The organism is Alcanivorax sp. (genome assembly GCF_014762765.1).
Taxonomy (GTDB): domain Bacteria; phylum Pseudomonadota; class Gammaproteobacteria; order Pseudomonadales; family Alcanivoracaceae; genus Alcanivorax.
Genome location: NZ_JABURH010000089.1, coordinates 13,698 through 34,858, shown reverse-complemented (window position 1 = coordinate 34,858; position 21,161 = coordinate 13,698). Strand labels below are relative to the sequence as shown.

Sequence of the window (21,161 nt, the reverse complement as noted above, 5' to 3'; positions counted from 1 at the left end):
ATCGCCCTCCGGTCGATTTCCGCGCAAGCGCGGTTCGCCATGCAAGCATAGCTCCCACAGCGGCTTCGTAGAAATTGCGGACTACGAGGAACTTTCCAGTCTTTCCCTATCCAACGAGCGTAGCTCGTAGCTCGTAGCTCGTAGCTCGTAGCTCGTAGCTCGTAGCTCGTAGCTCGTAGCTCGTAGCTCCCTCCCATACCCTTCACCGCCCGGAGTTACCAGGCCTTTAGCGCCAACGTGTTGCTACTTGGCCCGACCCATCGGTCACACTGGTCAATGTGACTGAGCCCCTCCGGTCCATAATCGAGTGCAAATAGACACAACAACGAGGCGAACTCTCATGGCAAAAGATGCAGTTGGTTATGCGCTGACCGCGCTTAACCGCCTGGCCAGCTCGGAAGTGCTGGACAAGATTGGCATGCGCAAGACCGTGGAACGGCTTGCCTACACACTCACCAAAAGCGGCTTCCAGGTGCTGACCACCACGGCCCGTACGTTCAAATCCAGCAACCCGGGCAACAAACCGGAACGGCTGAATGCACCGGGCCACACCCGCGACCTTTTCGATCTGAGCGTCACTGACGAGCAGCAGATGATTCGTGACAGTGTGCAGTCCTTTGCCCGCGATGTGTTGCGTGATCAGGCAGAAGAAGCGGACGCCACCCAGAAGACCAGCGACGAGGTGATTGCCCAGGCGCTGGAACTGGGGCTCAACTATTTTGCCGTGCCGGAAGCCCTCGGCGGTGCTGCCAGCGAACGCTCCACCGTGACCAGCATGTTGGTGGCCGAAGATCTGGCCCACGGTGACATGGGACAGGCCGTGGCTATCCTTGCCCCCATGGGCGTCGCCAATGCCCTCACCCAGTGGGGAACCGCGCAACAGCAGGACAAGTACCTGAGCACCTTCGCGGAAGAGAGCCCGCCCAAGGCCACCATCGCCGTGTGCGAGCCCTACCCGCTGTTCGACCCCATGGCACTCAAGACCACCGCCCGCAAGGACGGTGACAGCTATGTCCTCAACGGGGAAAAATCCCTGGTGCCGCTGGCCGCCGAAGCAGAAATCTTTCTGGTCGCCGCCCAGGCCGATGACGGCCCCGCCGTGTTCATCGTGGAAGGTGGAAGCGAAGGGCTGGTGGCCGGCGATGATCCCTCCATGGGGATCCGCGCCAGCGGCCAGCGCCCGCTGAAGCTGGACAATGTGCGCGTGCCGGTGGAAAACCGCCTGGGTAACGGTGATTTCGATTACCGCGCCTTTGTAGATCTTGGCACCCTGGCCTGGTGTGCCCTGGCTATCGGTACCTGTCAGTCCGTGCTCGACTATGTGGTGCCCTACTGCAACGAGCGCACCGCCTTTGGCGAGCCGATCAGTTACCGCCAGGCAGTGGCGTTCATGATTGCCGACATCGCCATCGAGCTGGATTCCATGCGCATGCTCACCTACCGCGCTGCCAGCCGTGCCGAACAGGGCAAATCCTTCCAGCGCGAGGCGCACCTTGCCCGCACTCTGGTCAAGGACAAGGCGATGAAGATCGGTACTGACGGCGTGCAATTGCTGGGCGGTCACGGCTTCACCCATGAATACCCGGTGGAGCGCTGGTACCGGGATCTGCGTGCCATCGGTGTCGCCTTCGGCGGCCTGCACCTGTAAGGAGGGAGACAACCATGAATATCGAAATTCCCAAGAAGTTCAAACCCCTGATCAACAACGCTTATCAGGTGGCCCAGAGCACCCTCCGTCCGATCTCGCGCAAGTATGACCGTGGCGAGCACGAGTATCCGAAAGAGCTGGATATGCTGGCGTCGGTACTGGATGGCTTCAACGAAGGCGACCCGGCCAATTCCGCCGGCGCTGCCACCACCGGCAGCGGCAAGGTACAGGACGACGGCAGCATAAAAAATGGCGCCAATATGGGCGTTTGCCTGGGTGCCATGGAAATGTGCTACGGCGATACCGGCTTCCTGCTGGCCATGCCCCGTCAGGGCCTGGGTAATGCGGCTATCGCTGCGGTGGCCAACGATGAGCAGCTGGAGCGCTTCAAGGGCAAGTGGGCCGCCATGGCCATCACCGAACCCAGCTGCGGCTCCGATTCCGCGGCCATTCGCACTACCGCCAAAAAGGACGGCGATCACTATGTGCTGAACGGCGAGAAGATCTATGTGACCTCCGGCTCCCGGGCCGACTGTGTGGTGGTCTGGGCATCACTGGATCCGAAACTGGGCCGCGCTGCCATCAAGTCCTTTGTGGTGGACTGGGGCACCCCGGGCATGGAACTGGCCCGTCTGGAGAAGAAGCTGGGCATCCGTGCTTCCGACACGGCGGCCATTAACTTCAATGACTGCCGCGTACCGGCAGAGAACCTGCTGGGCAGCCCGGAGATCGATACCAAGAAGGGCTTTGCCGGAGTCATGGAGACCTTCGACAACACCCGCCCGCTGGTTGCCGCCATGGCCATCGGCTGCGCTAAAGCCTCCCTGGAGCGCATCAAGGAACTGCTGAAGGACAGCATGACCTATGATTACGGCAAGCCGGTGGACAACTGCTCCGCGGTGGAAGCGGAAATCTATCGCATGGAAGCGGACTGGGAAGCGGCCTACTGGCTGGCCGTAAAAGCCGCCTGGATGGCCGATAACAAGAAGGCCAACACCCTGGAAGCCTCCATCTGCAAGGCCAAGGCCGGGCGCGTGGGCAACCAGATCACCCTGCGCTGCGTGGAACTGGCCGGTAGCATCGGCTACACGGAAGACGAACTGCTGGAAAAGTGGGCTCGCGACTCGAAGATTCTGGATATCTTCGAAGGCACCCAGCAAATCCAGCAACTGGTCATTGCCCGCCGGGTACTGGGATTGAGCTCCAAGGAACTGAAATAATCCCACTCCCGGCAGTCATGCCGACCTGAAAGCCGCACCTCCGGGTGCGGCTTTTTTGTTGCGGGTCCCCGCCCTCTCCGTCCGCGCCCCATGTCTTTTCTATTACTCACAACGGCTTTTATCGGCCGAAATGCCTACTGCATAAAGAGACATAACGATGATGTTGCGGTGACATTGTCTGTGCCACCATCGAAGTCCATGGAATGTAAAAAAACACTACACCCCGGTTACAGCTTTACTGCCGTTGCACAACAGGCTCGGCTAGTGCGCCAAAGTAAGGTGTAGGTGTAACAATAAAAAAGGAAGGGATCCCCATGTCAGCACTCAAACTGCATCTGCTCGGTGCTGGTCTGGCGGGCTGTATGTTGCTCGGTCAGACAGCACACGCCAACCAGCAACAGGCCACCGTCATCCTCAGTCAGAGTTGCGAATACATGTTACTCAATAGCCGCGGCGGCATGGTGCTGGTCAAGCAACTGGACGGCGCCACCCCCGAGGCGGGCGACACCCTGAAAGGCAATATCGTCGCTGGCGACTTCACCAAATTGCAGAACACCCGGGATCAGGCGTCCATGCAAGTCTGGGTGGATCTGGTGGATCCGCACAGCAGCAAGGCCCTGAGCCAGTACGGTCGCTACTGTACCTGAGCGTAGACCCGCCTGAACGAAAAAGGCCGCCCTGTTGAGTCGGCGGCCTTGAGACAGTGCGTGCGAAAAACTCCGCCTGCACTCAGTTCCTCACGGCGTATTTACCTGCCCCCAAAAAGAAGATGGCAACCGCGGTAAACAGGAAAAAGCCCTGTAATTCCAGCGCCCAGCCTCCGGTCTTGCTCAATGCAAACAGCTCGCCCATGTGCACCAGCACCATAGCCACCAGCATATTACCGGCGATCAGCACTGCGCCAATGCGGGTATGCACCCCCAGGATCACCATCAGCGGCGCAATAATTTCACCGATAAAAACCCCATAGGCCAGAAAACCCGGCAAATTGTGAGAGGCCAGCTCCGCTGAAATCCAGCCAACGCCATGTTGCAGCTTACTGATGCCGTGCAACAGCATCAGTAACCCCAGCATCAAACGCAGTACCAGCTTGCCGATATCCGGATTGTTGACCATCTTTGCTCCCAGTGAAGAAATCGAATTGCCCGTCATTCAACCGTTTAGCCCGGTAAAAGAAAAGCGCCAGCAAGCTCGAATCGACCCCCCGCACATGGAGCTCACCGAGAGCATGCTGAACACATCGAATTATCAGAACAAAACCTGCAACAAAACTCGATTTATCCAATTTTATTTGATGATTAAATACTCCCATCACGTCTTTACCGGCACTTGATTGAAAAGGATCCCCCATGAACAACCTGCTTCGTTCCCTGACCCGTACCGACAACACGTTTGCCCCCCTGGCCCTGCGTCTGCCGGTGGCCATCATCTTCATGGCCCACGGCGCCCAGAAACTGTTTGGCTGGTTCGGAGGCCATGGACTGGAAGGCACCGGGCAGTGGATGGCGTCCATCGGCCTGGAACCTGGCTACCTGATGGCCCTGGGTGCGGGTAGCGCGGAATTCCTGGGCGGCCTGGCGCTACTGATCGGTCTGCTGACCCGCCCGGCCGCCGTGGCACTGGCCTTCACCATGATCGTGGCTATTGTCACCGTGCACATCGACAACGGTTTATTCATGAGCAACAACGGCTACGAGTTCGGTCTGGCCTTGCTAGCCGCCAGTATCTCCCTGGCCATTTCCGGTGGTGGCCGCTTCAGCGCCGACCTACCGCTCAACAAGGTCCTGCAATAAGCCCGTTGAGCTCTGTCCTGCCCCGCCCCATACTCCCGCTTTTGCGCTGGAGTATGGGATGAGCACTTTTCGTTTCTGGCAGACGCCCCGCGCCGGCAATATGGCGCGGCTGGCCCTGCACACCAGCAAGCTGCCTGCCCTGGCAGACAACCATCTTCGCATCAAGGTGCATGCCGTCGGCCTCAACTTTGCCGATATCTTTGCCCTTACTGGCCTCTATTCCGCCACCCCCCAGGGCGCCTTTACCCCCGGCCTGGAGTTTGCCGGCGAAGTACAGGAAGTCGGTCAGCAGACGCAAGGGTTTGCCGTGGGCGACCGGGTCATGGGCGTCACCCGCTTCGGTGGCTATACCACGGTTATCGACAGCGAAGCGGATTACCTGATCCCGCTACCCGCAGACTGGGACTATGCCCAGGGCGCCGCCTGGCCGGCACAGACCCTGACTGCCTGGTACGCCCTCATCCATCTTGGTGCCCTGCAAGCGGACCAGCAGGTGCTGATCCACAGCGCCGCTGGCGGCGTAGGCCTGCAGGCCATGAAACTGGTACAGGCGCTGGGCGCCCGCCCCACCGGCACGGTGGGCAGCGAAGAGAAAGCCGCCTGGCTACGGCAACAAGGGTTTCAGGATGTGCTGGTACGTGAGACAGACTTTGCCCGGCAACTGCAACGGGATGAACGACGCTTCGACCTGGTACTGGATGCCATCGGCGGCAAGGTGCAGATCGCCAGCTTCGACGCCCTCAACCCCATGGGCCGCCTGGTCGTCTTCGGTGCTGCCGAATTCACCCCCAGTCACAACCGCCCCAACTACCTGAAAGCCGCCTGGCGCTATCTGCGCCGACCCCGCTACGACGTGATGGAGATGATCAGCAGCAACCGCTCGGTGCTGGCCTTCAACCTGATCTGGTTATGGGAACAGAAAGGCAAGATGCAGGTGCTGCTGGAAGAATTGCAGACGATTCCCCTGCCACCACCCCATGTGGGTCATCGCTTTGCCTTTGACGATGCCCATGCGGCTTTAACACTACTGCGCTCAGGACAGTCTGTAGGCAAGGTGGTGCTGGAAGCGACACCTGACCCAGCGTAGGAGCGTCGCTGGCGGCGCGATTCCAGACATGGATCAAAAGCATCTCACCACAGAGGGCACAGAGAACGCAGAGAAAAACCTGTCTTTTCCTCAGTGATCTCTGTGCCCTCTGTGGTAAATGCCGCTTTTCAGGTTTTGGGGTATCACGCCGCCAGCGACGTTATTAACTGCGCTTACCCCTTCGGGGCTGCCTTTCAGGCCTTGCTACGCTCCTACGGGAAAAGCTGGCGAATCTGTTCAATACTGGTGGGCCGCACTACCCGATCCACTTCCTTGCCGTCACGAATCAGGATCAGCGTGGGCCACAGTTTGACCCGATAGCTGCGACCCAGAGGGCGGCCGGGGCCATCGGCAATTTTTTCGTGGTGCACGTCGGCCAGGGGAGACAGTACGGTTTCGATGTCTTTCTGGGCGGCGATGCAATAGCCGCACCAGTTGGCGCCGAACTCAAGCACCCAGGTGCCCGACCGCTGTTCCACCGCGTCACGGCTGAGGGTTTCCTCTTCGTAAGTCTTCACATAACTCATTTCATAACCGCTCGCGCAGAAATTCCACAAAGGCCCGAACCTTGGCCGGGGTATGACGCCCCGGTGGGTAGACCGCGTAAATGCCACCACCAGGCAGCTCCCAGTCTGGCAGAACTCGCTGCAGAGCACCCCGCTCCAGTTCGTCAGCGGCAATGGAATCTGCCAGCACCGACAGACCCGCCTGTTGTAGCAACAACTGTTTGGTCACTGCCGTGGTATTCGCTTTCAATGCCCCCTGCATGCGCACCGTGCAACGCTCGTCTGCCCGGGAAAAAGTCCAGGTCAGTGGCGACGGTAACGGTGTAAACGTCACCCAGGGCAAGGCAGCCAGATCCCGGGGATGACTGACCGGCCCATGGTTTGCCATGAAGGCCGGCGACGCCACCAGAAACTGCTCGAACTCGCCCAGGCGAGTGGCGCGCAAGGAAGAGTCTTTCAACCAGCCCAGGCGAATGGCCAGGTCGATGCCCTCCTTGACCATGTCCGCCACGCTGTCGCCGGTGCGCAATTCAATTTCCAGTTGCGGGTGACGCTCACTGAAGGCCACCACCGCCGGAGCCACCACCTGGGCCGCGAAATCCTCCGGGGCGGTAATGCGCAGCTCCCCCTGCAGGGTCTGCTGGTCGGTTTCCACCTGATCAAGCAGGCCTTCCAACTCGGCAAACAGGGGCGTCAGCCCGGCCAGCAGCCGCTCACCGGCTTCAGTCAGGTGCACCTGGCGAGTGGTGCGGGTCACCAGCGCCACACCCAGACGCTGCTCCAGCCGCTTGATGGACAGGCTGATCTTGCTCTTGTTGCACCCCAACCGTTCCGCCGCGCCGGTAAAGCTGCCCGCCCGGGCCAGCGCCAAAAACAGGGGCAAGGCATTAAGATCGTATTCCGCTTCCACGCCGGTCTCACTGTTTAGAAATCAACAACACTGATTTACTTATTAGGCTATTTTTCCAATCAGTGCAAATCCCGATACTGAGGCTACCAAAACGAATTGAATCAGGAGTTACCCCATGAAAATTGCATTGATTGGTGCCAGCGGTTTTATCGGTTCTGCCCTGCGTGAAGAAGCCCTGCGCCGCGGCCATCAGGTGACCGCCCTGGTCAGTCACCCGAAAAAGCTGAATGCCACGGCCACCAACCTGAGCGTCAAACAGGTAGACGTACAGAACACCGCGCAACTGACTGAAGCGCTCACCGGTGCAGATGTGGTTATCAGCGCCTTCAGCGGCCACGCCCAGGACGATATCCGTGGCTATTATGTGCAGGGCGTGAAATCCATTATCGCGGCAGTGAAAGCCGCTGACGTGACTCGCCTGGTGATCGTGGGCGGGGCCGGATCCCTGCGGGTAGCGGCGGACACACTGTTGATCGATACGCCGGCCTTCCCGGAGGAGTACAAACCCACCGCTCTGGGCGCTCAGGATGCCCTGACCCTGCTGCAGGGAGAGTCAGCATTGAACTGGACCATGCTGTCGCCGGCAGCGGAAATTTTCCCCGGTGAGCGTACCGGCCAGTTCCGGCTGGGCCAGGACGATCTACTGCTGGATGACCAGGGCAACAGCCGGATTTCCGTGCAGGATTATGCGCTGGCGCTGCTGGATGAAGTGGACCATCCGCAACATGAACGTCAGCGTTTCACCCTGGCCTACTGAAAACTGAAAAGCGGAGCGGTAACAACCACCGCTCCCCTTCCGGCTTTCTTTTATGGTTAGATGCGGGGAAACGGCAGAAAACGGAAAGCCCAGTGACTGAACAACCGGTAATCACCGAGACCCGCGACGACCTTTTCATCATCACCCTCAACCGCCCTGAAAAGCGTAACGCGGTGGACCGTCCCACTGCGGATGCGTTACGTACCGCCTTCGAGACCTTTGAGCGGAATGCCGACCTCAAGGTGGCTATCCTCACCGGCGCCGGCGGCAACTTCTGTGCCGGTGCCGATCTATCCGCCCTGTCTGATCCGCAACGACGCAATGAGATCGATGAAACCGGCAGCGGCCCCGGGCCCATGGGTCCCACCCGCATGCTGCTGAGCAAACCGGTGATTGCTGCCGTGAGCGGCTTTGCCGTGGCCGGCGGCCTGGAGCTGGCGTTGCTGTGTGACTTGCGCGTGGCGGAAACGTCCGCCACTTTCGGCGTGTTCTGTCGACGCTGGGGCGTCCCCCTGATCGATGGCGGCACCGTGCGTCTGCCTCGTCTGATCGGCCACAGTCGGGCCATGGATATGATTCTGACCGGCAGGCCGGTGGCAGCCGATGAGGCCTTGCAGATCGGCCTCACCAACCGGGTGGTGGCCGATGGCACGGCACTGGATGAAGCCATTACTCTGGCCCGGCAAATCGCCGCCTTCCCGCAGCAATGCCTGCAGGCCGACCGGCTTTCTGCCTATCAACAATGGGACCTGCCCCAGGAGGAAGCCCTGCGCCGGGAAGGCGCAGGCGGCTACCCGGTAGTGTTCGAAGAAGCCATCGGTGGCGCCGAACGTTTCCGGCGAGGCGCCGGCCGGCATGGGACATTTGAAGAGTAAGACGGCGGATCCCTAGACCATCAACCGCGCAGAAATGAAACGCGGGCACAGCCTGGCAGGTTTAAACACCAGACTCGCCCGCGCTTTTTCACTTTCAACTTTGAACTTTCAACGCGACCGAATCAGCGAATCACCACAAAGAACACACCACCATTACGATTCACCCGCAACAGCAAGGTGCCATCCTTATCGCCAATGGCATTGCGCAGTTCCGCCGTGTTCACTACATCCTGGCGGTTGGCGTTGATGATCACGTCACCGCGACGCAACCCGGCTCGCCATGCGGGAGAACCCTGCTTCACATCCTCCACCAGCACGCCGCTGTCGGCATGCTGCAGTTCCCCTTTACGGAGATCCCGCAGGCTGGCGCCTTGCAGATACTTGGACACCGACTCACCGCTGGATGCCTGCTGGGTCGACTCACTGATGACCGCTGTCATCTCGCGCTTTTTGCCATCGCGCAGGACCGTCAGCGTCACCTTCTCGCCCACCGGCGCCATACCGACCTTGTTACGCAGATCCGCAGCCCGCTTCACCGGGCGGCCGTCCACGGCGATCACCACGTCACCACTCTTAATGCCGGCTTTTTCCGCCGCGCTTTCCTCCATGACCTGAGTGATGACCACCCCACTCTTGCGATTGACCCCGAAGGCTTCCGCCAGTTCACTGGTGAGGTCCTGGATGGTCACACCCAGCACGCCGCGGCGGACTTCTCCATGTTCAATCAACTGGTGCATCACGTTCTCGGCCATTTCCGTGGGAATGGCAAATCCGATCCCCACATTACCGCCGGCGGGGGCGATAATGGCGGTGTTAATGCCTACCAGTTGGCCATGCAGATTGACCAGGGCGCCACCGGAGTTACCTGGATTGATAGAAGCATCGGTCTGGATAAAGCTTTCATAGCCTTCAATGCCCAGGCCGGTCCGACCCAGCGCAGAAACAATACCGCTGGTGACAGTCTGTCCCAGTCCGAACGGATTACCGATGGCCACCACAAAATCGCCCACCCGCAAGCCGGTGGAATCGGCAATGGCAATCTGGGTGAGATCCTCAGCGGACTCCAGCTTGAGTACCGCCAGATCCACCTCCTCGTCGGTACCCACCAGCTCGGCGGACAGCTCACGGCCATCGGTGAGCGTCACCTCGATGGAGTCCGCATTCTTCACCACGTGGGCATTGGTCAGCACATAGCCTTCCTTGGCATCCACAATCACGCCGGAGCCGGCACTGGCGGCACGGCGCTCACGTTGCTGTTGCTCGGGGATATTGAAAAAACGGCGGAAGAAAGGGTCTTCCATCAGTGGATTACGGGCGGTACGGATCCGTGTTTCGATGGCGATGTTGACCACCGCCGGGGCGGTTTTTTCCAGCATCGGTGCCAATGATGGCAGCGCCTGGCCATCGCCCGTAACGGATGGTAATGCCGCCTGTGCCGACGAAAAAGTGATGACACAAAGGGCCAGCATCCAGACAACCGGTTGCAACGGATTCTTGGAATTCAACAACGTCGTTCCTCCTGTACTGAGAAAACAAACCATAAGCGGGTGACAGCCGTGGTGGCCTCCCCTCCCCCATACGGCAGATGCAGCGGCCACCAAGAGCGGATAGCAACGCCGTACTTTCTTTCTGACATTGCTTCAGGGCGACGGTTCCGAGGCAAACACTCTCACCCCGTTGTACTCGTTGGATTCTCCCAGATCCGGCCAGGTGCATGACTGCCACTGCCCCAGTAACTGGTACCCTGGCGGGTCCAGGTCTGGCACCCGGGAATCGGCCAACAGCACCCGATTCGCCTGCTGGAAGCGGGCCAGCAAGGGGAGATTCTCCCGGTCGTAGAGGATATCCGCCGCAGTCACCAGATCGGCCACCGCCAGGGCACTCTCCAGATCCTGGCTTAGCTCGATATTCACCCGGTTTTCCGCCGCATTGAGGGCGGTGGCAGTGAGTGCATCCTGATCCAGATCACAGGCAATCACCCGAGCCGCTCCGGCCATAGCCGCGGCAATCGCCACCACCCCGGAGCCGGGCCCCACATCCACCACACAGCGGTCCTGTACCCACTCGGGGTTCGCGAGCAGAAACTCTGCCAGCACCTGGCCGGACGCCCAGCAAAACGACCAGTACGGCGGTTCTTCCATAATCGCATTGACGATGTGCGGGTCCAGGGCCTGTTCGGGAAACAGCTCATCCAGCAGCCATAAGCGGATCTGTGGTGTCTTCGGCAGTGCCTGGCAGACCAGGGATACCGCCGGTAATACGCGGTGGAGCCGTTCGTGTAAGGCGTCAAGGCCTACTCTTTCCTGATTGCTTGTCATACCCTAGGGCCTTGTTTCGCCAATCCAAATCGTCCAAGAGAATAACAAAATGACCGGCAGACAGGCATGGATCGGTCTCACCGCCCTTTTTCTCACTCTGGTGAGCCCATTACAGGCACGGGAAATCTGGACCGAGGGCGTCCCCGATCCGTACTTCGAGCATTTTCTGGATTTCTACAAGGCAGATCCCAGCGCCATGGGCCGCTGGGCTTCCGGCCTGCGCAATATTTCCACCGACCAGCTGGATCGCACGCTCAAGGCCCTGGACACCACGCAGTTCACTTACCTCTACCCCATGGAGATGAAGGGCTTCGAGCTGGCGGAACATAACGGCATCCCCACCGAAGAACTGTCACTGATGGCCGTGCGCGCGGGCAAGCTGATTCCGATTCCTTTCCAGATTGACGAATTCGACAAGACCGGTCTGATCTGGATTGAGGGCCACAATGATCACAAGCCGGAAGGCGAGCCCGGTATTTTTGATGATTTCGACGAGCTGGCCTTCATGTTCCGTGACGGCGGCTGGGATCGTTTTGATCCGCAGCAACATGCGCTGAAGGAAGGCAGCATGCTGGAGGAAATTCGCCTGAATTCCCCACGCAACCAGCCCCGCTACATTTACCTGGTGCGCAATAACAGCGAACGCTCGCGGGCAGACTATGTGCAGGTGGATCTGGAAAGCGGTCGTATTGAAACCACGCTGATGCAAATGGACTACGACGCCAAGGATTTCACCCAGATCAAGGGCATGTCTCCGCGGTTGGGTCCTCACAAGGACAAGAATGTCATCGACAACATCTACGTCAACATCAGCACCGGCATTTTCAACCAGAATCTGCGCGTGGATCTGGATACCCGCAAGAACATCAAGGCCACCCCCGTCGCCGTCAAGGATGGTGCGGTGAGGGCTTCGATCCTGGTCAAGGCGCGCATCTGGTACGCCTTCATGCCAACGTTTTTCAGCCAGAAATTCCAGGTGGATTTCTACGAACAGTCAGTCACCATTCCTTCCCGCTTTGCCATTGGCAGCGTCAAGGTACTGAAATTTTTCATGATGTTCCTGCGCGAACCCCGCATCCACTTTGCCATCGACTTTCATAATCTGGATGGCGCTCGCATCACCTATGATTCCGTCTACGGCAAGGGCCAATATGGCATCGTCGATGGTGAGATGAACGATTTCGAACACACACTTGGCGCGACCCGACTCCCCGGGGACTGGCTGCATATGGATTCCAATCAGGGCTGGGAAATGTTTTTCAGCAACCATATGCCGGTAGTGCCTGATGGGTTGTTCGATGCCTTTCTCAGTGGCATGTCCATGAACATGTTCTACGAGGATGACAAGGCAAGCACCACCAAGTACGAGCGCCACCCGGGTGCCACCCCGCGGCTGGGCTTTGAGAGTGAGGGCATGCCGCGCACGGTCATTGATCTACTTGGTGCCATTCCCAAACTGGATTATCTGGATATGGACAGCCTTGGCGAGGCGATTCTGGCATTGGCAGATGCAGAGGAGGACGGCGCTTTTGACAAGTACGACGAGGTGGTCAACCAGCGCTTGAGGGAACTGAAAAAGCAAGGCCGTTTTCACTCGGTGGCCAACCTCGCCGATGCCTTTCTGGCCGACCTGAACCGGATGAATTTTTCCGGTATCGCCCGTGATGATTTCAACAGCCTGATGCGCCAGGCCATACTGGACACCACCAAGCAGGTGGATCAGGTGCGCCACGGCAAGGTCTTGCAGCGCATGGTGCAACTGGCAAAAGAACGGAACATCGATATCGCCCGCCTACGCTACGCCACCATGGACAATACCCTGTGGTTCCCGGCCTGGGTGGGAGAAGGCGGTGCCGCCGACTTCCACTGGCAGGTCAGTCATGCCCCCAGTGCTACACCTCTGGGTCCGGTGAGTGCTTCTGTCGCAACAGCGCCGTAAGGGCGGCGCTGTTCTTAACCTGCCCTTCATCGTCCAGTTCCGGGTAGGGAATCCCCTCCGCATCACAGAGACGGGCGATTTTTTCATGCCCCCAGCGAAACAGCAGCTCATGGTAGCGGTTCGGATCAATTCGCGGCTTATCATAAAACCCTTTCGCTCGGCGCTGTTCACAGGCTTCTGCCAGAATGATGGCCGCCGCCACACTCACGTTAAATGACTCCACCATCCCCATCATCGGGATGATCACATGCTGGTCCACCGCCGCCGCCGCTTCATCGCTGACACCGAATTTTTCCGTCCCTAACAGCAGGGCCGTTGGCCGGGTGTAATCAACCTCGCGGTAAGGGACGGCAGTATCGGACAGATGCGCCGCCAGTACCTGCACCCCCTGCCCCTGCAATTCACGAATCACACTGCCGCTCTCATCCCGTTTGTGCACCTTTACCCAGCGCTGGGAGCCCATGGCAGTGCCGGCGGCCATACGGGCCCGGTTATTGGGCAGGATGGCGTGCACATCAAGAATCCCCACCGCATCGCAGGTACGCACAATGGCGGCGATATTATGGGGCTTGTGGACGCCATCCATAATCACGGTAAGATCAGGCTGGCGGCGGTCCAGGGTGTCGCAGATACGACGATAACGTTCCGGGGTCATGGGCTTTCCTTATAATAGGCTGCGGATTGTATAGCCTGCGGGCAAACAGGCAAAATCTCCGGTCGGACAACCGGTTACGAGAAGCGAGGTACGAGTCGCGAAAGGCCACCTGGTTTTGCATTTCGAAACTCGGACCTCGTTACTCGCTCTGATCTTTCCCTGCCCCCGGAAAGACTGACCCCGGACAATCAATTCCGTGCATTTCAGGCACTCCCACTGCGCAACCCAATCCGCTAGGCTTGTGGCCCAGCAAACCGCAATCTACGGAGACCCCATGCCCGAACTCTCATCCCGCCGCCTGCCCCTTGACGGTGTCCGTGTTATCGAGCTGGGCCAGCTGCTGGCCGGTCCCTTTACCGGCACCCTGCTGGCCTATTTCGGTGCCGATGTGGTGAAGGTGGAGCCACCCGGTGGCGACCCCATTCGTGGCTGGCGCAAGCTGGATGAAGACGGCACCTCCTACTGGTGGCGCAGCCTGGGTCGCAACAAGAAATCGGTGACCCTGGATCTGAAATCCGATCAGGGCAAGGCGCTGGTACGCAAACTGATGGGTAACGCCGACGTGGTAATAGAGAACTTCCGCCCCGGCACCATGGAAAACTGGGGCCTGGGACCGGAAAGCTTCGCCGAGGACAATCCCGGGCTGATCTACACCCGTATCTCCGGCTATGGCCAGACCGGCCCCTACGCCAGCAAACCCGGCTATGCGTCGGTCTGCGAGGGCATCGGTGGGCTGCGTTATGTGAATGGCTTCCCCGGCGAGCGCCCGGTGCGCCCCAACCTGTCCCTGGGCGATACCATTGCCGGCCTGCACGCGGCCCTGGGAATTCTGCTGGCCCTGTTCGAGCGGCAAAAGAGCGACAAGGGCCAGGTGGTGGATGTGGCCCTGTATGAATCGGTCTTCAACCTGCTGGAGGGCGTGATCCCGGAATTCGATGGCGCCGGAGTGATTCGTGAACCGGCGGGCTCCACTGTCACCGGCATCGTCCCCACCAATACCTACCGCTGTGCGGACGGCAAGTTCGTGGTGATCGGCGGCAACGGTGATTCCATCTTCAAACGTCTGATGACCACCGCCGGGCGCCCGGACATGGCCGACAACCCGGCCATGGCCAGCAACGCCGGGCGGGTGAAAAACGAGGCAGAGATCGACACCGCCCTGGACAGTTGGTGTCGCAGTCTGCCCAGCGAGCAAGTACTGACTCTGCTGGAAAAGGCCCGGGTCCCCGCCGGCCCCATCTACTCCGTGGCCGACATGTTTAACGACCCCCATTTCCAGGCCCGGGGTCTGTTCCAGCAGGTGGAAATCAACGGCAAGCCGCTCAAGGTACCCGCCATCACTCCACGACTGGCAGACACCCCTGGCGAAACCCGCTGGCCCGGCGGTGAGGTGGGCAGTCATAACGACGCGGTATTACGCGAGGAATTGGGGCTCAGTGACGAGGAGTTTGCGGCGCTGAAGGCGGACGGGGTGATCGGGTAGTCAGTTTCAAGTTTCAAGTTTCAAGTTGCAAGAGGCAAGAGGCAAGAGGCAAGTTGCAACGCGGTTGCGGCTTTCCCTAGGGGCAAGGACGAGGGCCGCGTTCAGACGTTTTCAGGAAACACGGATGTAGGAGCGCCGCTTGAGGCGCGAATTACCCTGGCTGTTCGCGCCTCAAGCGGCGCTCCTACAGTGGCTTCGTAGAGAAGTTTTTATCTGCATTGCAGCGCGGCCACCCTGCTCTCCGTTTGGCAACGGACATCAACCGCGTTGCAACTTGCCTCTTGAAACTTGCAACTATTCACCCCGCCTCGCGCTCAACTGCGCATACAGATTATCCATCACCCGAAAGGCAATATGCCGCGCCCGATCCGTACAGGGCCCGGCGAAACGGCCTTCAAGATTGTTCATGAAATGCTGCAGCCAGCGCTCATGGTGCTCACCGGTCAGGGGCTGCTTATCATCCAGGGCACGGTGTTTGGCCATCATGTGTCGCTGGTAGTCGCGCTCACCCAACAGCATCTTGTACCAGTATTGGCAGATAGTCGGGAGATGCTGCTGCAGATTGATAGCAGCCACATCCAGGAACATGGGCGACATTACCGGGTCATCCAGCAACCGGCGATAGAAGCCATGCACCATGGCATCAATATTTTCCCGGCAATCCAGATCTGGAAGCTCGCTGTCATCCTGTCTGTGATTACCGGGCTGAAAATACTGAACTGCGGTCATTACTTCGCTTCGTTCTGGCAGGCAACAGGCTTCACGCTCGGTAAGCGTGAGGTCTGAGGCGTGGTGCGGTTATTCACCAATCAATACGGCGAGTAAGGATGTCTTTGTACATGACAAAGTCGCCCATCAGGCTGTACCAGGGATGCTTGAAGGTGGCGGGACGGTTTTTTTCGAAAAAGTAATGACCTACCCAGGCAAAGCCGTAGCCCACCACCGGCAACGCAAACAGCCACCAGGCACTCAACGCCCCGGTGATGATGGTCGCCAGCAATACCAGCAGTAGTGTGGTCCCGACCACATGCAAGCGGCGACAGGTGGGATTACCGTGCTCCTGCAGGTAATAGGGATAGAATTCGGCGAAACTCTGAAAATCGGACTGCTTGATGGTATTCACGTAACCTCCTGAAAAATGCCGCTGTTATTCTGAATATAGGCGCATCTTGATCATCCAAAGCGCGTGACACAAAGTCTTGTAACCTGCGGCTGTCATGCGCGGCTAGCTGACAGTGTAACGCAGCCTCACCCGCCGGTACGGCCAAAATATTGTGATATGACGCCATCATGATGGCACGGGCGACCATTGCAGGGGAGCCGTCTCCGTGGACAATGTCGTCCATTCACAATAAACATTATATTGATACTTATCCCGTCATTTCGGGTCCGGTTCGACTTTTTACCAGAGACTTTTATGGCTTTACGTCCCCGCATCAACCGCCTGCTCAGCAAACATGGCACCCCCATTCCCCGCAGCCTGGACGGCCTGATCCGTCAGGGGCAGGAAGCACCGCCAGAGAAAACCGGCATGGGGTCCGAACAGGTAGAAGCCATCTGGCGTGCCACCCGCAAGCTTTACCGAGGCGGCATGAGCCCGGCTATCAGCCTCTGCTTGCGTCGCCACGGCGAGATTATGCTGGACCGCAGCATCGGCTATGCGGACCCGGAGAGCCAGCGAATCATGACCCCTGACACCCCGGTCTGCCTGTTTTCCGCCTCCAAGGTGGTGGCCGCCATGATGGTCCATCATCTGGTGGAAACCGGCCAATTGGACCTGGACGACCCGGTCACCCGCTACCTGCCCAAGTACGGCCAGAACGGCAAGGGACGCACTACCATTCGCCACCTGCTGACCCATCAGGCCGGCATTCCCCGCCCGCCTGCACAGGTAGAACCGGACATCCTTTATCGCCCCCAGGAGATCATTGATCTACTCTGCGCTGCCAAACCCACAGGCCTCAACAGTCAGGCCTACCACGCCATCACCGCCGGCTTTATCCTCGGCGCCATTGTTGAGGCGGTCACCGGTGAAGATCTTAATGCCACTCTGGATCGGGTAATTCGCCAGCCCATGGGCATGAAATATTTTACCTTCGGGCAGACCGGCGATGAGCGAGCCCGGGATGTGTCCACCGGTGTGCCCATGAAACTGGTGGATCTGTTTCTGACCTATGCGGTGGGCGGCAGCATCGATGAAGTGGTGGAAGTGACAAATGATGACCGCTTTCAGGACATCATCGTGCCGGCCGGCAATCTCTACGCCACCGCCGAGGAAGCCAGCCGCTTCTTCCAGATGCTGCTCAACGATGGCCACTACCAGGGCCAGCAGATCTTCAAACCGGAAACTGTGGCTCGTGCCCTGCAACCGGCCTACCACCGCCCGCGCTTTGACCGTAGCCTGTTTCTACCACTGAATTTTTCCAGCGGCTTCATGCTCGGCAACCGGGGCATGGGCATGTTCGGCCCGGGCGCTCCCCGCGCCTTTGGTCATCTGGGCTTTATCAGTATCTATTGCTGGGCGGATCCCCAGCGGGCATTGAGCGGCGCCCTGCTGACCACCGGCAAAGGTGTGGTCGGCCCGCACCTGCCCGCCCTGTTCGGGCTGCAGCACACCATCAACCGTCATACCCGACTGCCCCAGGATGCTTCACCCATCACTGTCTGAAGGAAACGGCATACCCCGCTGACATTGGGTGCAGGTAACCACCATCCCCAGATGCCGGGCCCGCCCGGCTTCGCTGGTGACCCAGGGGCGATTGATGAAAGGTGGAAGATGGCGCACATGCTGGCGATGGCCGCATGACAGCAACATTACCCAGTCCCTGTGCTCATCCTGCGTAAAACCGGTCACCGTGGCCTGCCAGGTCATGATATCACCCAAAAAAATGCCCGCTGATGCGGGCATTTTTTCTTTCCTAGTCATTACAATCAAGCGGTTTTGAGTGCCTTGAGCCGCTTGCTCTCTGCAGAAAGTCCCATGTAGAGACTGACGCACATAAGCAGCAGGACAAAGGTAAACGGTAGCCCGGTAGCTACGGCACCAGATTGCAGGGCCTTGAGTGCTTCCTTGCCTCCGCCATACAGCAGGGCACCGGCGATAACACCCTCCATCACAGCCCAGAAAACGCGCTGTGGAACCGGTGCATCCAGCTTGCCGCCAGCGGTAATGGAGTCAATCACCAGTGAGCCGGAATCCGAGGACGTCACGAAGAACACCAATACCAGCACAATACCCAGGAACGACATGATGCTGGTAAAGGGCATGTTTTCCAGCATCTGGAACAGGGCCAGAGATGCATCACTGATGCCACCAGCCAATTCGCCAACGCCGTTAATAGCCTGATTCAGACCGGAGCCACCAAAGGCAGACATCCAGATAATGGTGATGATGGTCGGCACCAGCAGTACTGCGGTAATGAACTCACGTACCGTGCGGCCCTTGGAAATACGGGCGATAAACATGCCCACGAAGGGTGACCAGGAAATCCACCAGGCCCAGTAAAACACGGTCCAGCCGTGGAACCAGGCATCATCTTCGCGACCGATCCAGTTACTCAGCGGCACGATATTGGACAGATAATCCACAGCCGTGGTGCCAAAGCCGGTGATAATCAGTAACGTCGGGCCGGCGATAATCACGAAGAACAACAGGAAAAGCGCCAGCGTCATGTTGATATTACTGAGAATTTTCACGCCACCATCCAGACCCCGCATCACCGAGATCACCGCCACCGCTGTCACACCAAAGATAATGGCGATCTGCACATTGATGGCATTGGGCGTATCAAAAAGGAAATGCAGACCACCCGACGCCTGCTGCGCACCGAGGCCCAGAGACGTGGCCAGGCCAAAAATCGTTGCCACTACTGCCAGGGTATCAATGATATGCCCGGGCCAGCCCCAGCAGCGTTCACCCAGAATGGGATAGAAGGCAGAGCGAATGGTCAGCGGCATGCCCTTGTTATAGGAGAAGAAAGCCAGCGACAGGGCCACCACGGCATAGATCGCCCATGGATGCAGACCCCAGTGATACATGGTGGCACCCATGGCCATATGGCGGGCCTCTTCGGAACCGGCTTCCACCCCCAGCGGAGTGCCGTACCACTGGCCGTTCAGATAGGCCACCGGTTCTGCCACGCTCCAGAACATCAGGCCGATGCCCATGCCGGCGGCAAACAACATGGCAAACCAGGACAGTGTGGAGAACTCCGGTTTGGCTTTCTGGCCACCAAGACGAATCTTCCCGGTAGGCAACAACGCCAGAGCCACACAGAACAGCACAAAAATATTGCCGCTAACCATGAACAACCAGTCGAAATGCTCGATGGCCCATGCCTTGGCGCCATTAAGCATGCCGTTGGCACTCTCCGGAAACGCCAGAGTTCCTGCAACAAAGGCAATTACCAGTACGGCACTGATAAAGAAAACAGGATTGTGCAGGTCCATTCCCAGGACCTGCACATTATCCTGGCCGACATCATAGTCGGTCTCGTAATCAATACTCATCTTAGCTCCGTTATCCGTCTTGCTTTAGGGTGCGCAGTGGATGCCGCAACTTATAGCCAGTCGGTCCGGACGATGCCGGGGTTGCTTCCCCGAAACATGCACTCCTCAAAAGGCACTTCATCATCTGAACCCGAGTAGGCGGCCCCCGCAGGGCCGCTACCGGCAATCAGAAATAAAAATCAAACGAGGCGTAGACTGCCCGGAAATCCGCTTCGTAAATGTCACCATTACGATCTACATCCCCATCAGACCACAGATATTCCAGATACAGCCAGCCTGGGCCGTATTTGTAGCTCACACCGGGCGCGTAAAACTCCACATCATCGGCGTCGTTGCCGCGGGTATCAGTACTCGCCACGCCGGCATCCAGGTAATAGCTCCAACGATTCTGGTTGTAGATCAACTGAGCCATGTGAACCTGGGTTTCCACTTCTTCATCGGCGGGCGCAGCACCACCCAGAAGAAACGCATCCATACCACCGAAATCGCGCATGGTATCAATGAACTGATAACGGGCGGTGAAGTCATTCATGCTGAAGGTATAGTGCAAATTCAGCGCTTCATGATCACCTTCATCATCCCGCGCCTTGGCCTCAGCCGCTGTCAGATCCTGCAAACGCCCTTTCTGATAGGAGAGCCCTACCGTATGGCCATCCATGAAATTCCAGTCGCCATTGACCACCCCGGTCTTGATCTTGCGGTAAGAGGTAGCACTGCCCCAGTGGCCGTTATCATCCACGGTATCAGTACTGGTTTCACCCCAGTCATCCTGGTGGTAGTAGGCCACATCGTAGCTGAATGCATTCATGGCAGAGCTGAGCTTGAAGCCCACATCCATCTGGTCACCATAACCCCCAAGCACCCCTTCACCGGGCCAGAAGTTGACGGTTTTCCAGCCGAAGGGGACCTGACTTTTCCCCACCGTCAGCAAGGTATCATCATCAAATTCGTAACCGATCCATGCCTTGTGCATGGTGAATGTATCACCGGAGTTGTTGTTCGCCGGGTCGGTAAAACCACCGGTACCAATGCGACCTTCCGCACTGAAACGCCAGGGCCCATGGGAACCATCGTCATTGGCATAAACAATCAGGGCGGGGTCGGCGAAGTTACCACCGGTTGTATTATCCAGGTCTTCATCAAACGCTGAAGAAGCACCGGAAAAATCTGAATCCGTAACATATTGATAAACCCACCAGACACCGGCACTGAGCTCTGCCCCGGCATGGGCATTGAGGGGAATGGACGCAGCAAGCAAACAGCTCAAATAGCCAGTGCGCTTTGCAAAAGCACGCTTATTCATCTAATGCTCCCTTCTCTGATTTTCTTTACAGACTAAATATTGACCAAACAAAGTCAACTTACGGCGCGATTGACACCGTCTTCACAGACAGAATCGATACACCGATATGACAATACAAGGAGAGGATGACCGCACAGGGTCGGAGAACGGGCAGAAAA

The 21,161-nt window shown here is 58.4% G+C and carries 21 protein-coding genes; 10 read left to right on the top strand and 11 right to left on the bottom strand.

Going from position 1 to position 21,161, the window contains the following annotated elements; translation table 11 throughout:
- Window positions 1-340 precede the first annotated feature (340 nt).
- The 3 genes from HUJ17_RS04570 to HUJ17_RS04560 all read left to right on the top strand — a co-directional run bounded on the left by HUJ17_RS04570 (window position 341) and on the right by HUJ17_RS04560 (window position 3,515).
- Window positions 341-1,648 (top strand): acyl-CoA dehydrogenase family protein, encoded by a 1,308-nt coding sequence (locus HUJ17_RS04570; protein ID WP_290509565.1) that lies wholly within the window; start codon window positions 341-343, stop codon window positions 1,646-1,648.
- A 14-nt stretch (window positions 1,649-1,662) separates the two neighbouring features.
- A complete protein-coding gene (locus HUJ17_RS04565; protein WP_290509564.1) occupies window positions 1,663-2,868 on the top strand; it encodes an acyl-CoA dehydrogenase family protein in 1,206 nt (401 codons plus the stop codon).
- Between the two features lie 314 nt (window positions 2,869-3,182).
- A complete protein-coding gene (locus HUJ17_RS04560) occupies window positions 3,183-3,515 on the top strand; it encodes a hypothetical protein (RefSeq protein ID WP_290509563.1) in 333 nt (110 codons plus the stop codon).
- A gap of 82 nt (window positions 3,516-3,597) precedes the next feature.
- Here the strand turns inward: HUJ17_RS04560 and HUJ17_RS04555 are convergent, their stop codons facing one another.
- Window positions 3,598-3,984 (bottom strand): DoxX family protein, encoded by a 387-nt coding sequence (locus HUJ17_RS04555; protein WP_290509562.1) that lies wholly within the window; start codon window positions 3,982-3,984, stop codon window positions 3,598-3,600.
- A gap of 233 nt (window positions 3,985-4,217) precedes the next feature.
- Here HUJ17_RS04555 and HUJ17_RS04550 point away from each other — a divergent pair, with 233 nt between their 5' ends.
- Complete coding sequence (locus HUJ17_RS04550; protein ID WP_290509561.1) at window positions 4,218-4,661, top strand: DoxX family protein; 444 nt, start codon at window positions 4,218-4,220, stop codon at window positions 4,659-4,661.
- Between the two features lie 58 nt (window positions 4,662-4,719).
- Window positions 4,720-5,748: a zinc-binding dehydrogenase gene (locus HUJ17_RS04545; RefSeq protein ID WP_290509560.1), complete on the top strand. Its 1,029-nt coding sequence runs from the start codon at window positions 4,720-4,722 to the stop codon at window positions 5,746-5,748.
- Window positions 5,749-5,960: 212 nt separating this feature from the next.
- Here the strand turns inward: HUJ17_RS04545 and HUJ17_RS04540 are convergent, their stop codons facing one another.
- Complete coding sequence (locus HUJ17_RS04540) at window positions 5,961-6,275, bottom strand: thioredoxin family protein (RefSeq protein WP_290509559.1); 315 nt, start codon at window positions 6,273-6,275, stop codon at window positions 5,961-5,963.
- Window position 6,276: 1 nt separating this feature from the next.
- Window positions 6,277-7,164 (bottom strand): LysR family transcriptional regulator, encoded by an 888-nt coding sequence (locus HUJ17_RS04535; RefSeq protein WP_290509558.1) that lies wholly within the window; start codon window positions 7,162-7,164, stop codon window positions 6,277-6,279.
- Window positions 7,165-7,279: 115 nt separating this feature from the next.
- Here HUJ17_RS04535 and HUJ17_RS04530 point away from each other — a divergent pair, with 115 nt between their 5' ends.
- Both HUJ17_RS04530 and HUJ17_RS04525 read left to right on the top strand, forming a co-directional pair.
- Window positions 7,280-7,921, top strand: coding sequence for an NAD(P)-dependent oxidoreductase (locus tag HUJ17_RS04530; protein WP_290509557.1), 642 nt, complete (start codon window positions 7,280-7,282; stop codon window positions 7,919-7,921).
- 92 nt (window positions 7,922-8,013) lie between these two features.
- Complete coding sequence (locus HUJ17_RS04525) at window positions 8,014-8,796, top strand: crotonase/enoyl-CoA hydratase family protein (RefSeq protein ID WP_290509556.1); 783 nt, start codon at window positions 8,014-8,016, stop codon at window positions 8,794-8,796.
- 122 nt (window positions 8,797-8,918) lie between these two features.
- Here HUJ17_RS04525 and HUJ17_RS04520 read toward each other — a convergent pair whose 3' ends face one another.
- The gene (locus tag HUJ17_RS04520; protein WP_290509567.1) at window positions 8,919-10,265 is read right to left on the bottom strand and encodes a DegQ family serine endoprotease; all 1,347 of its coding nucleotides are present in this window, start codon (window positions 10,263-10,265) and stop codon (window positions 8,919-8,921) included.
- Window positions 10,266-10,436: 171 nt separating this feature from the next.
- Complete coding sequence (locus HUJ17_RS04515; RefSeq protein WP_290509555.1) at window positions 10,437-11,114, bottom strand: 50S ribosomal protein L11 methyltransferase; 678 nt, start codon at window positions 11,112-11,114, stop codon at window positions 10,437-10,439.
- 49 nt (window positions 11,115-11,163) lie between these two features.
- Between HUJ17_RS04515 and HUJ17_RS04510 the strand changes: the two genes are divergently transcribed.
- A complete protein-coding gene (locus HUJ17_RS04510; RefSeq protein ID WP_290509554.1) occupies window positions 11,164-13,053 on the top strand; it encodes a hypothetical protein in 1,890 nt (629 codons plus the stop codon).
- Here the strand turns inward: HUJ17_RS04510 and trmH are convergent.
- Window positions 13,007-13,708, bottom strand: a complete 702-nt coding sequence (gene trmH / locus HUJ17_RS04505; RefSeq protein WP_290509553.1) for a tRNA (guanosine(18)-2'-O)-methyltransferase TrmH — start codon at window positions 13,706-13,708, stop codon at window positions 13,007-13,009. The genes HUJ17_RS04510 and trmH overlap by 47 nt on opposite strands.
- A 274-nt stretch (window positions 13,709-13,982) precedes the next feature.
- Between trmH and HUJ17_RS04500 the strand changes: the two genes are divergently transcribed.
- Window positions 13,983-15,191 (top strand): CaiB/BaiF CoA-transferase family protein, encoded by a 1,209-nt coding sequence (locus HUJ17_RS04500; RefSeq protein ID WP_290509552.1) that lies wholly within the window; start codon window positions 13,983-13,985, stop codon window positions 15,189-15,191.
- A gap of 294 nt (window positions 15,192-15,485) precedes the next feature.
- Here the strand turns inward: HUJ17_RS04500 and HUJ17_RS04495 are convergent, their stop codons facing one another.
- Together HUJ17_RS04495 and HUJ17_RS04490 are read right to left on the bottom strand one after the other, a co-directional pair.
- Complete coding sequence (locus HUJ17_RS04495) at window positions 15,486-15,920, bottom strand: group III truncated hemoglobin (RefSeq protein ID WP_290509551.1); 435 nt, start codon at window positions 15,918-15,920, stop codon at window positions 15,486-15,488.
- 73 nt (window positions 15,921-15,993) lie between these two features.
- Window positions 15,994-16,314: a DUF962 domain-containing protein gene (locus tag HUJ17_RS04490; RefSeq protein ID WP_290509550.1), complete on the bottom strand. Its 321-nt coding sequence runs from the start codon at window positions 16,312-16,314 to the stop codon at window positions 15,994-15,996.
- Window positions 16,315-16,608: 294 nt separating this feature from the next.
- Here HUJ17_RS04490 and HUJ17_RS04485 point away from each other — a divergent pair, with 294 nt between their 5' ends.
- Window positions 16,609-17,859 carry a serine hydrolase domain-containing protein gene (locus tag HUJ17_RS04485; RefSeq protein ID WP_290509549.1) on the top strand — a complete coding sequence of 417 codons (1,251 nt, stop codon included), beginning with the start codon at window positions 16,609-16,611 and terminating at the stop codon, window positions 17,857-17,859.
- Here HUJ17_RS04485 and HUJ17_RS04480 read toward each other — a convergent pair.
- The 3 genes from HUJ17_RS04480 to HUJ17_RS04470 form a co-directional block, all read right to left on the bottom strand.
- Complete coding sequence (locus HUJ17_RS04480; RefSeq protein ID WP_300524591.1) at window positions 17,842-18,099, bottom strand: DUF3565 domain-containing protein; 258 nt, start codon at window positions 18,097-18,099, stop codon at window positions 17,842-17,844. The two genes, HUJ17_RS04485 and HUJ17_RS04480, sit on opposite strands and share 18 nt — an antisense overlap.
- Before the next feature lie 23 nt (window positions 18,100-18,122).
- On the bottom strand, window positions 18,123-19,700 hold the full coding sequence (locus tag HUJ17_RS04475; RefSeq protein WP_290509548.1) for a BCCT family transporter: 1,578 nt from the start codon (window positions 19,698-19,700) through the stop codon (window positions 18,123-18,125).
- A 166-nt stretch (window positions 19,701-19,866) separates the two neighbouring features.
- Entirely contained in the window at window positions 19,867-21,003 is a 1,137-nt protein-coding gene (locus HUJ17_RS04470) for a hypothetical protein (RefSeq protein ID WP_290509547.1), read from the bottom strand.
- Window positions 21,004-21,161: the final 158 nt, after the last annotated feature.

Coding starts and splice junctions, on each gene's coding strand:
- HUJ17_RS04570 (WP_290509565.1), top strand. CDS start 341: ATGGCAAAAGATGCAGTTGGTTATGCGCTGACCGCGCTTAACCGCCTG.
- HUJ17_RS04565 (WP_290509564.1), top strand. CDS start 1,663: ATGAATATCGAAATTCCCAAGAAGTTCAAACCCCTGATCAACAACGCT.
- HUJ17_RS04560 (WP_290509563.1), top strand. CDS start 3,183: ATGTCAGCACTCAAACTGCATCTGCTCGGTGCTGGTCTGGCGGGCTGT.
- HUJ17_RS04555 (WP_290509562.1), bottom strand. CDS start 3,984: ATGGTCAACAATCCGGATATCGGCAAGCTGGTACTGCGTTTGATGCTG.
- HUJ17_RS04550 (WP_290509561.1), top strand. CDS start 4,218: ATGAACAACCTGCTTCGTTCCCTGACCCGTACCGACAACACGTTTGCC.
- HUJ17_RS04545 (WP_290509560.1), top strand. CDS start 4,720: ATGAGCACTTTTCGTTTCTGGCAGACGCCCCGCGCCGGCAATATGGCG.
- HUJ17_RS04540 (WP_290509559.1), bottom strand. CDS start 6,275: ATGAGTTATGTGAAGACTTACGAAGAGGAAACCCTCAGCCGTGACGCG.
- HUJ17_RS04530 (WP_290509557.1), top strand. CDS start 7,280: ATGAAAATTGCATTGATTGGTGCCAGCGGTTTTATCGGTTCTGCCCTG.
- HUJ17_RS04520 (WP_290509567.1), bottom strand. CDS start 10,265: ATGCTGGCCCTTTGTGTCATCACTTTTTCGTCGGCACAGGCGGCATTA.
- HUJ17_RS04515 (WP_290509555.1), bottom strand. CDS start 11,114: ATGACAAGCAATCAGGAAAGAGTAGGCCTTGACGCCTTACACGAACGG.
- HUJ17_RS04510 (WP_290509554.1), top strand. CDS start 11,164: ATGACCGGCAGACAGGCATGGATCGGTCTCACCGCCCTTTTTCTCACT.
- trmH (WP_290509553.1), bottom strand. CDS start 13,708: ATGACCCCGGAACGTTATCGTCGTATCTGCGACACCCTGGACCGCCGC.
- HUJ17_RS04500 (WP_290509552.1), top strand. CDS start 13,983: ATGCCCGAACTCTCATCCCGCCGCCTGCCCCTTGACGGTGTCCGTGTT.
- HUJ17_RS04495 (WP_290509551.1), bottom strand. CDS start 15,920: ATGACCGCAGTTCAGTATTTTCAGCCCGGTAATCACAGACAGGATGAC.
- HUJ17_RS04485 (WP_290509549.1), top strand. CDS start 16,609: ATGGCTTTACGTCCCCGCATCAACCGCCTGCTCAGCAAACATGGCACC.
- HUJ17_RS04480 (WP_300524591.1), bottom strand. CDS start 18,099: ATGCCCGCATCAGCGGGCATTTTTTTGGGTGATATCATGACCTGGCAG.
- HUJ17_RS04475 (WP_290509548.1), bottom strand. CDS start 19,700: ATGAGTATTGATTACGAGACCGACTATGATGTCGGCCAGGATAATGTG.
- HUJ17_RS04470 (WP_290509547.1), bottom strand. CDS start 21,003: ATGAATAAGCGTGCTTTTGCAAAGCGCACTGGCTATTTGAGCTGTTTG.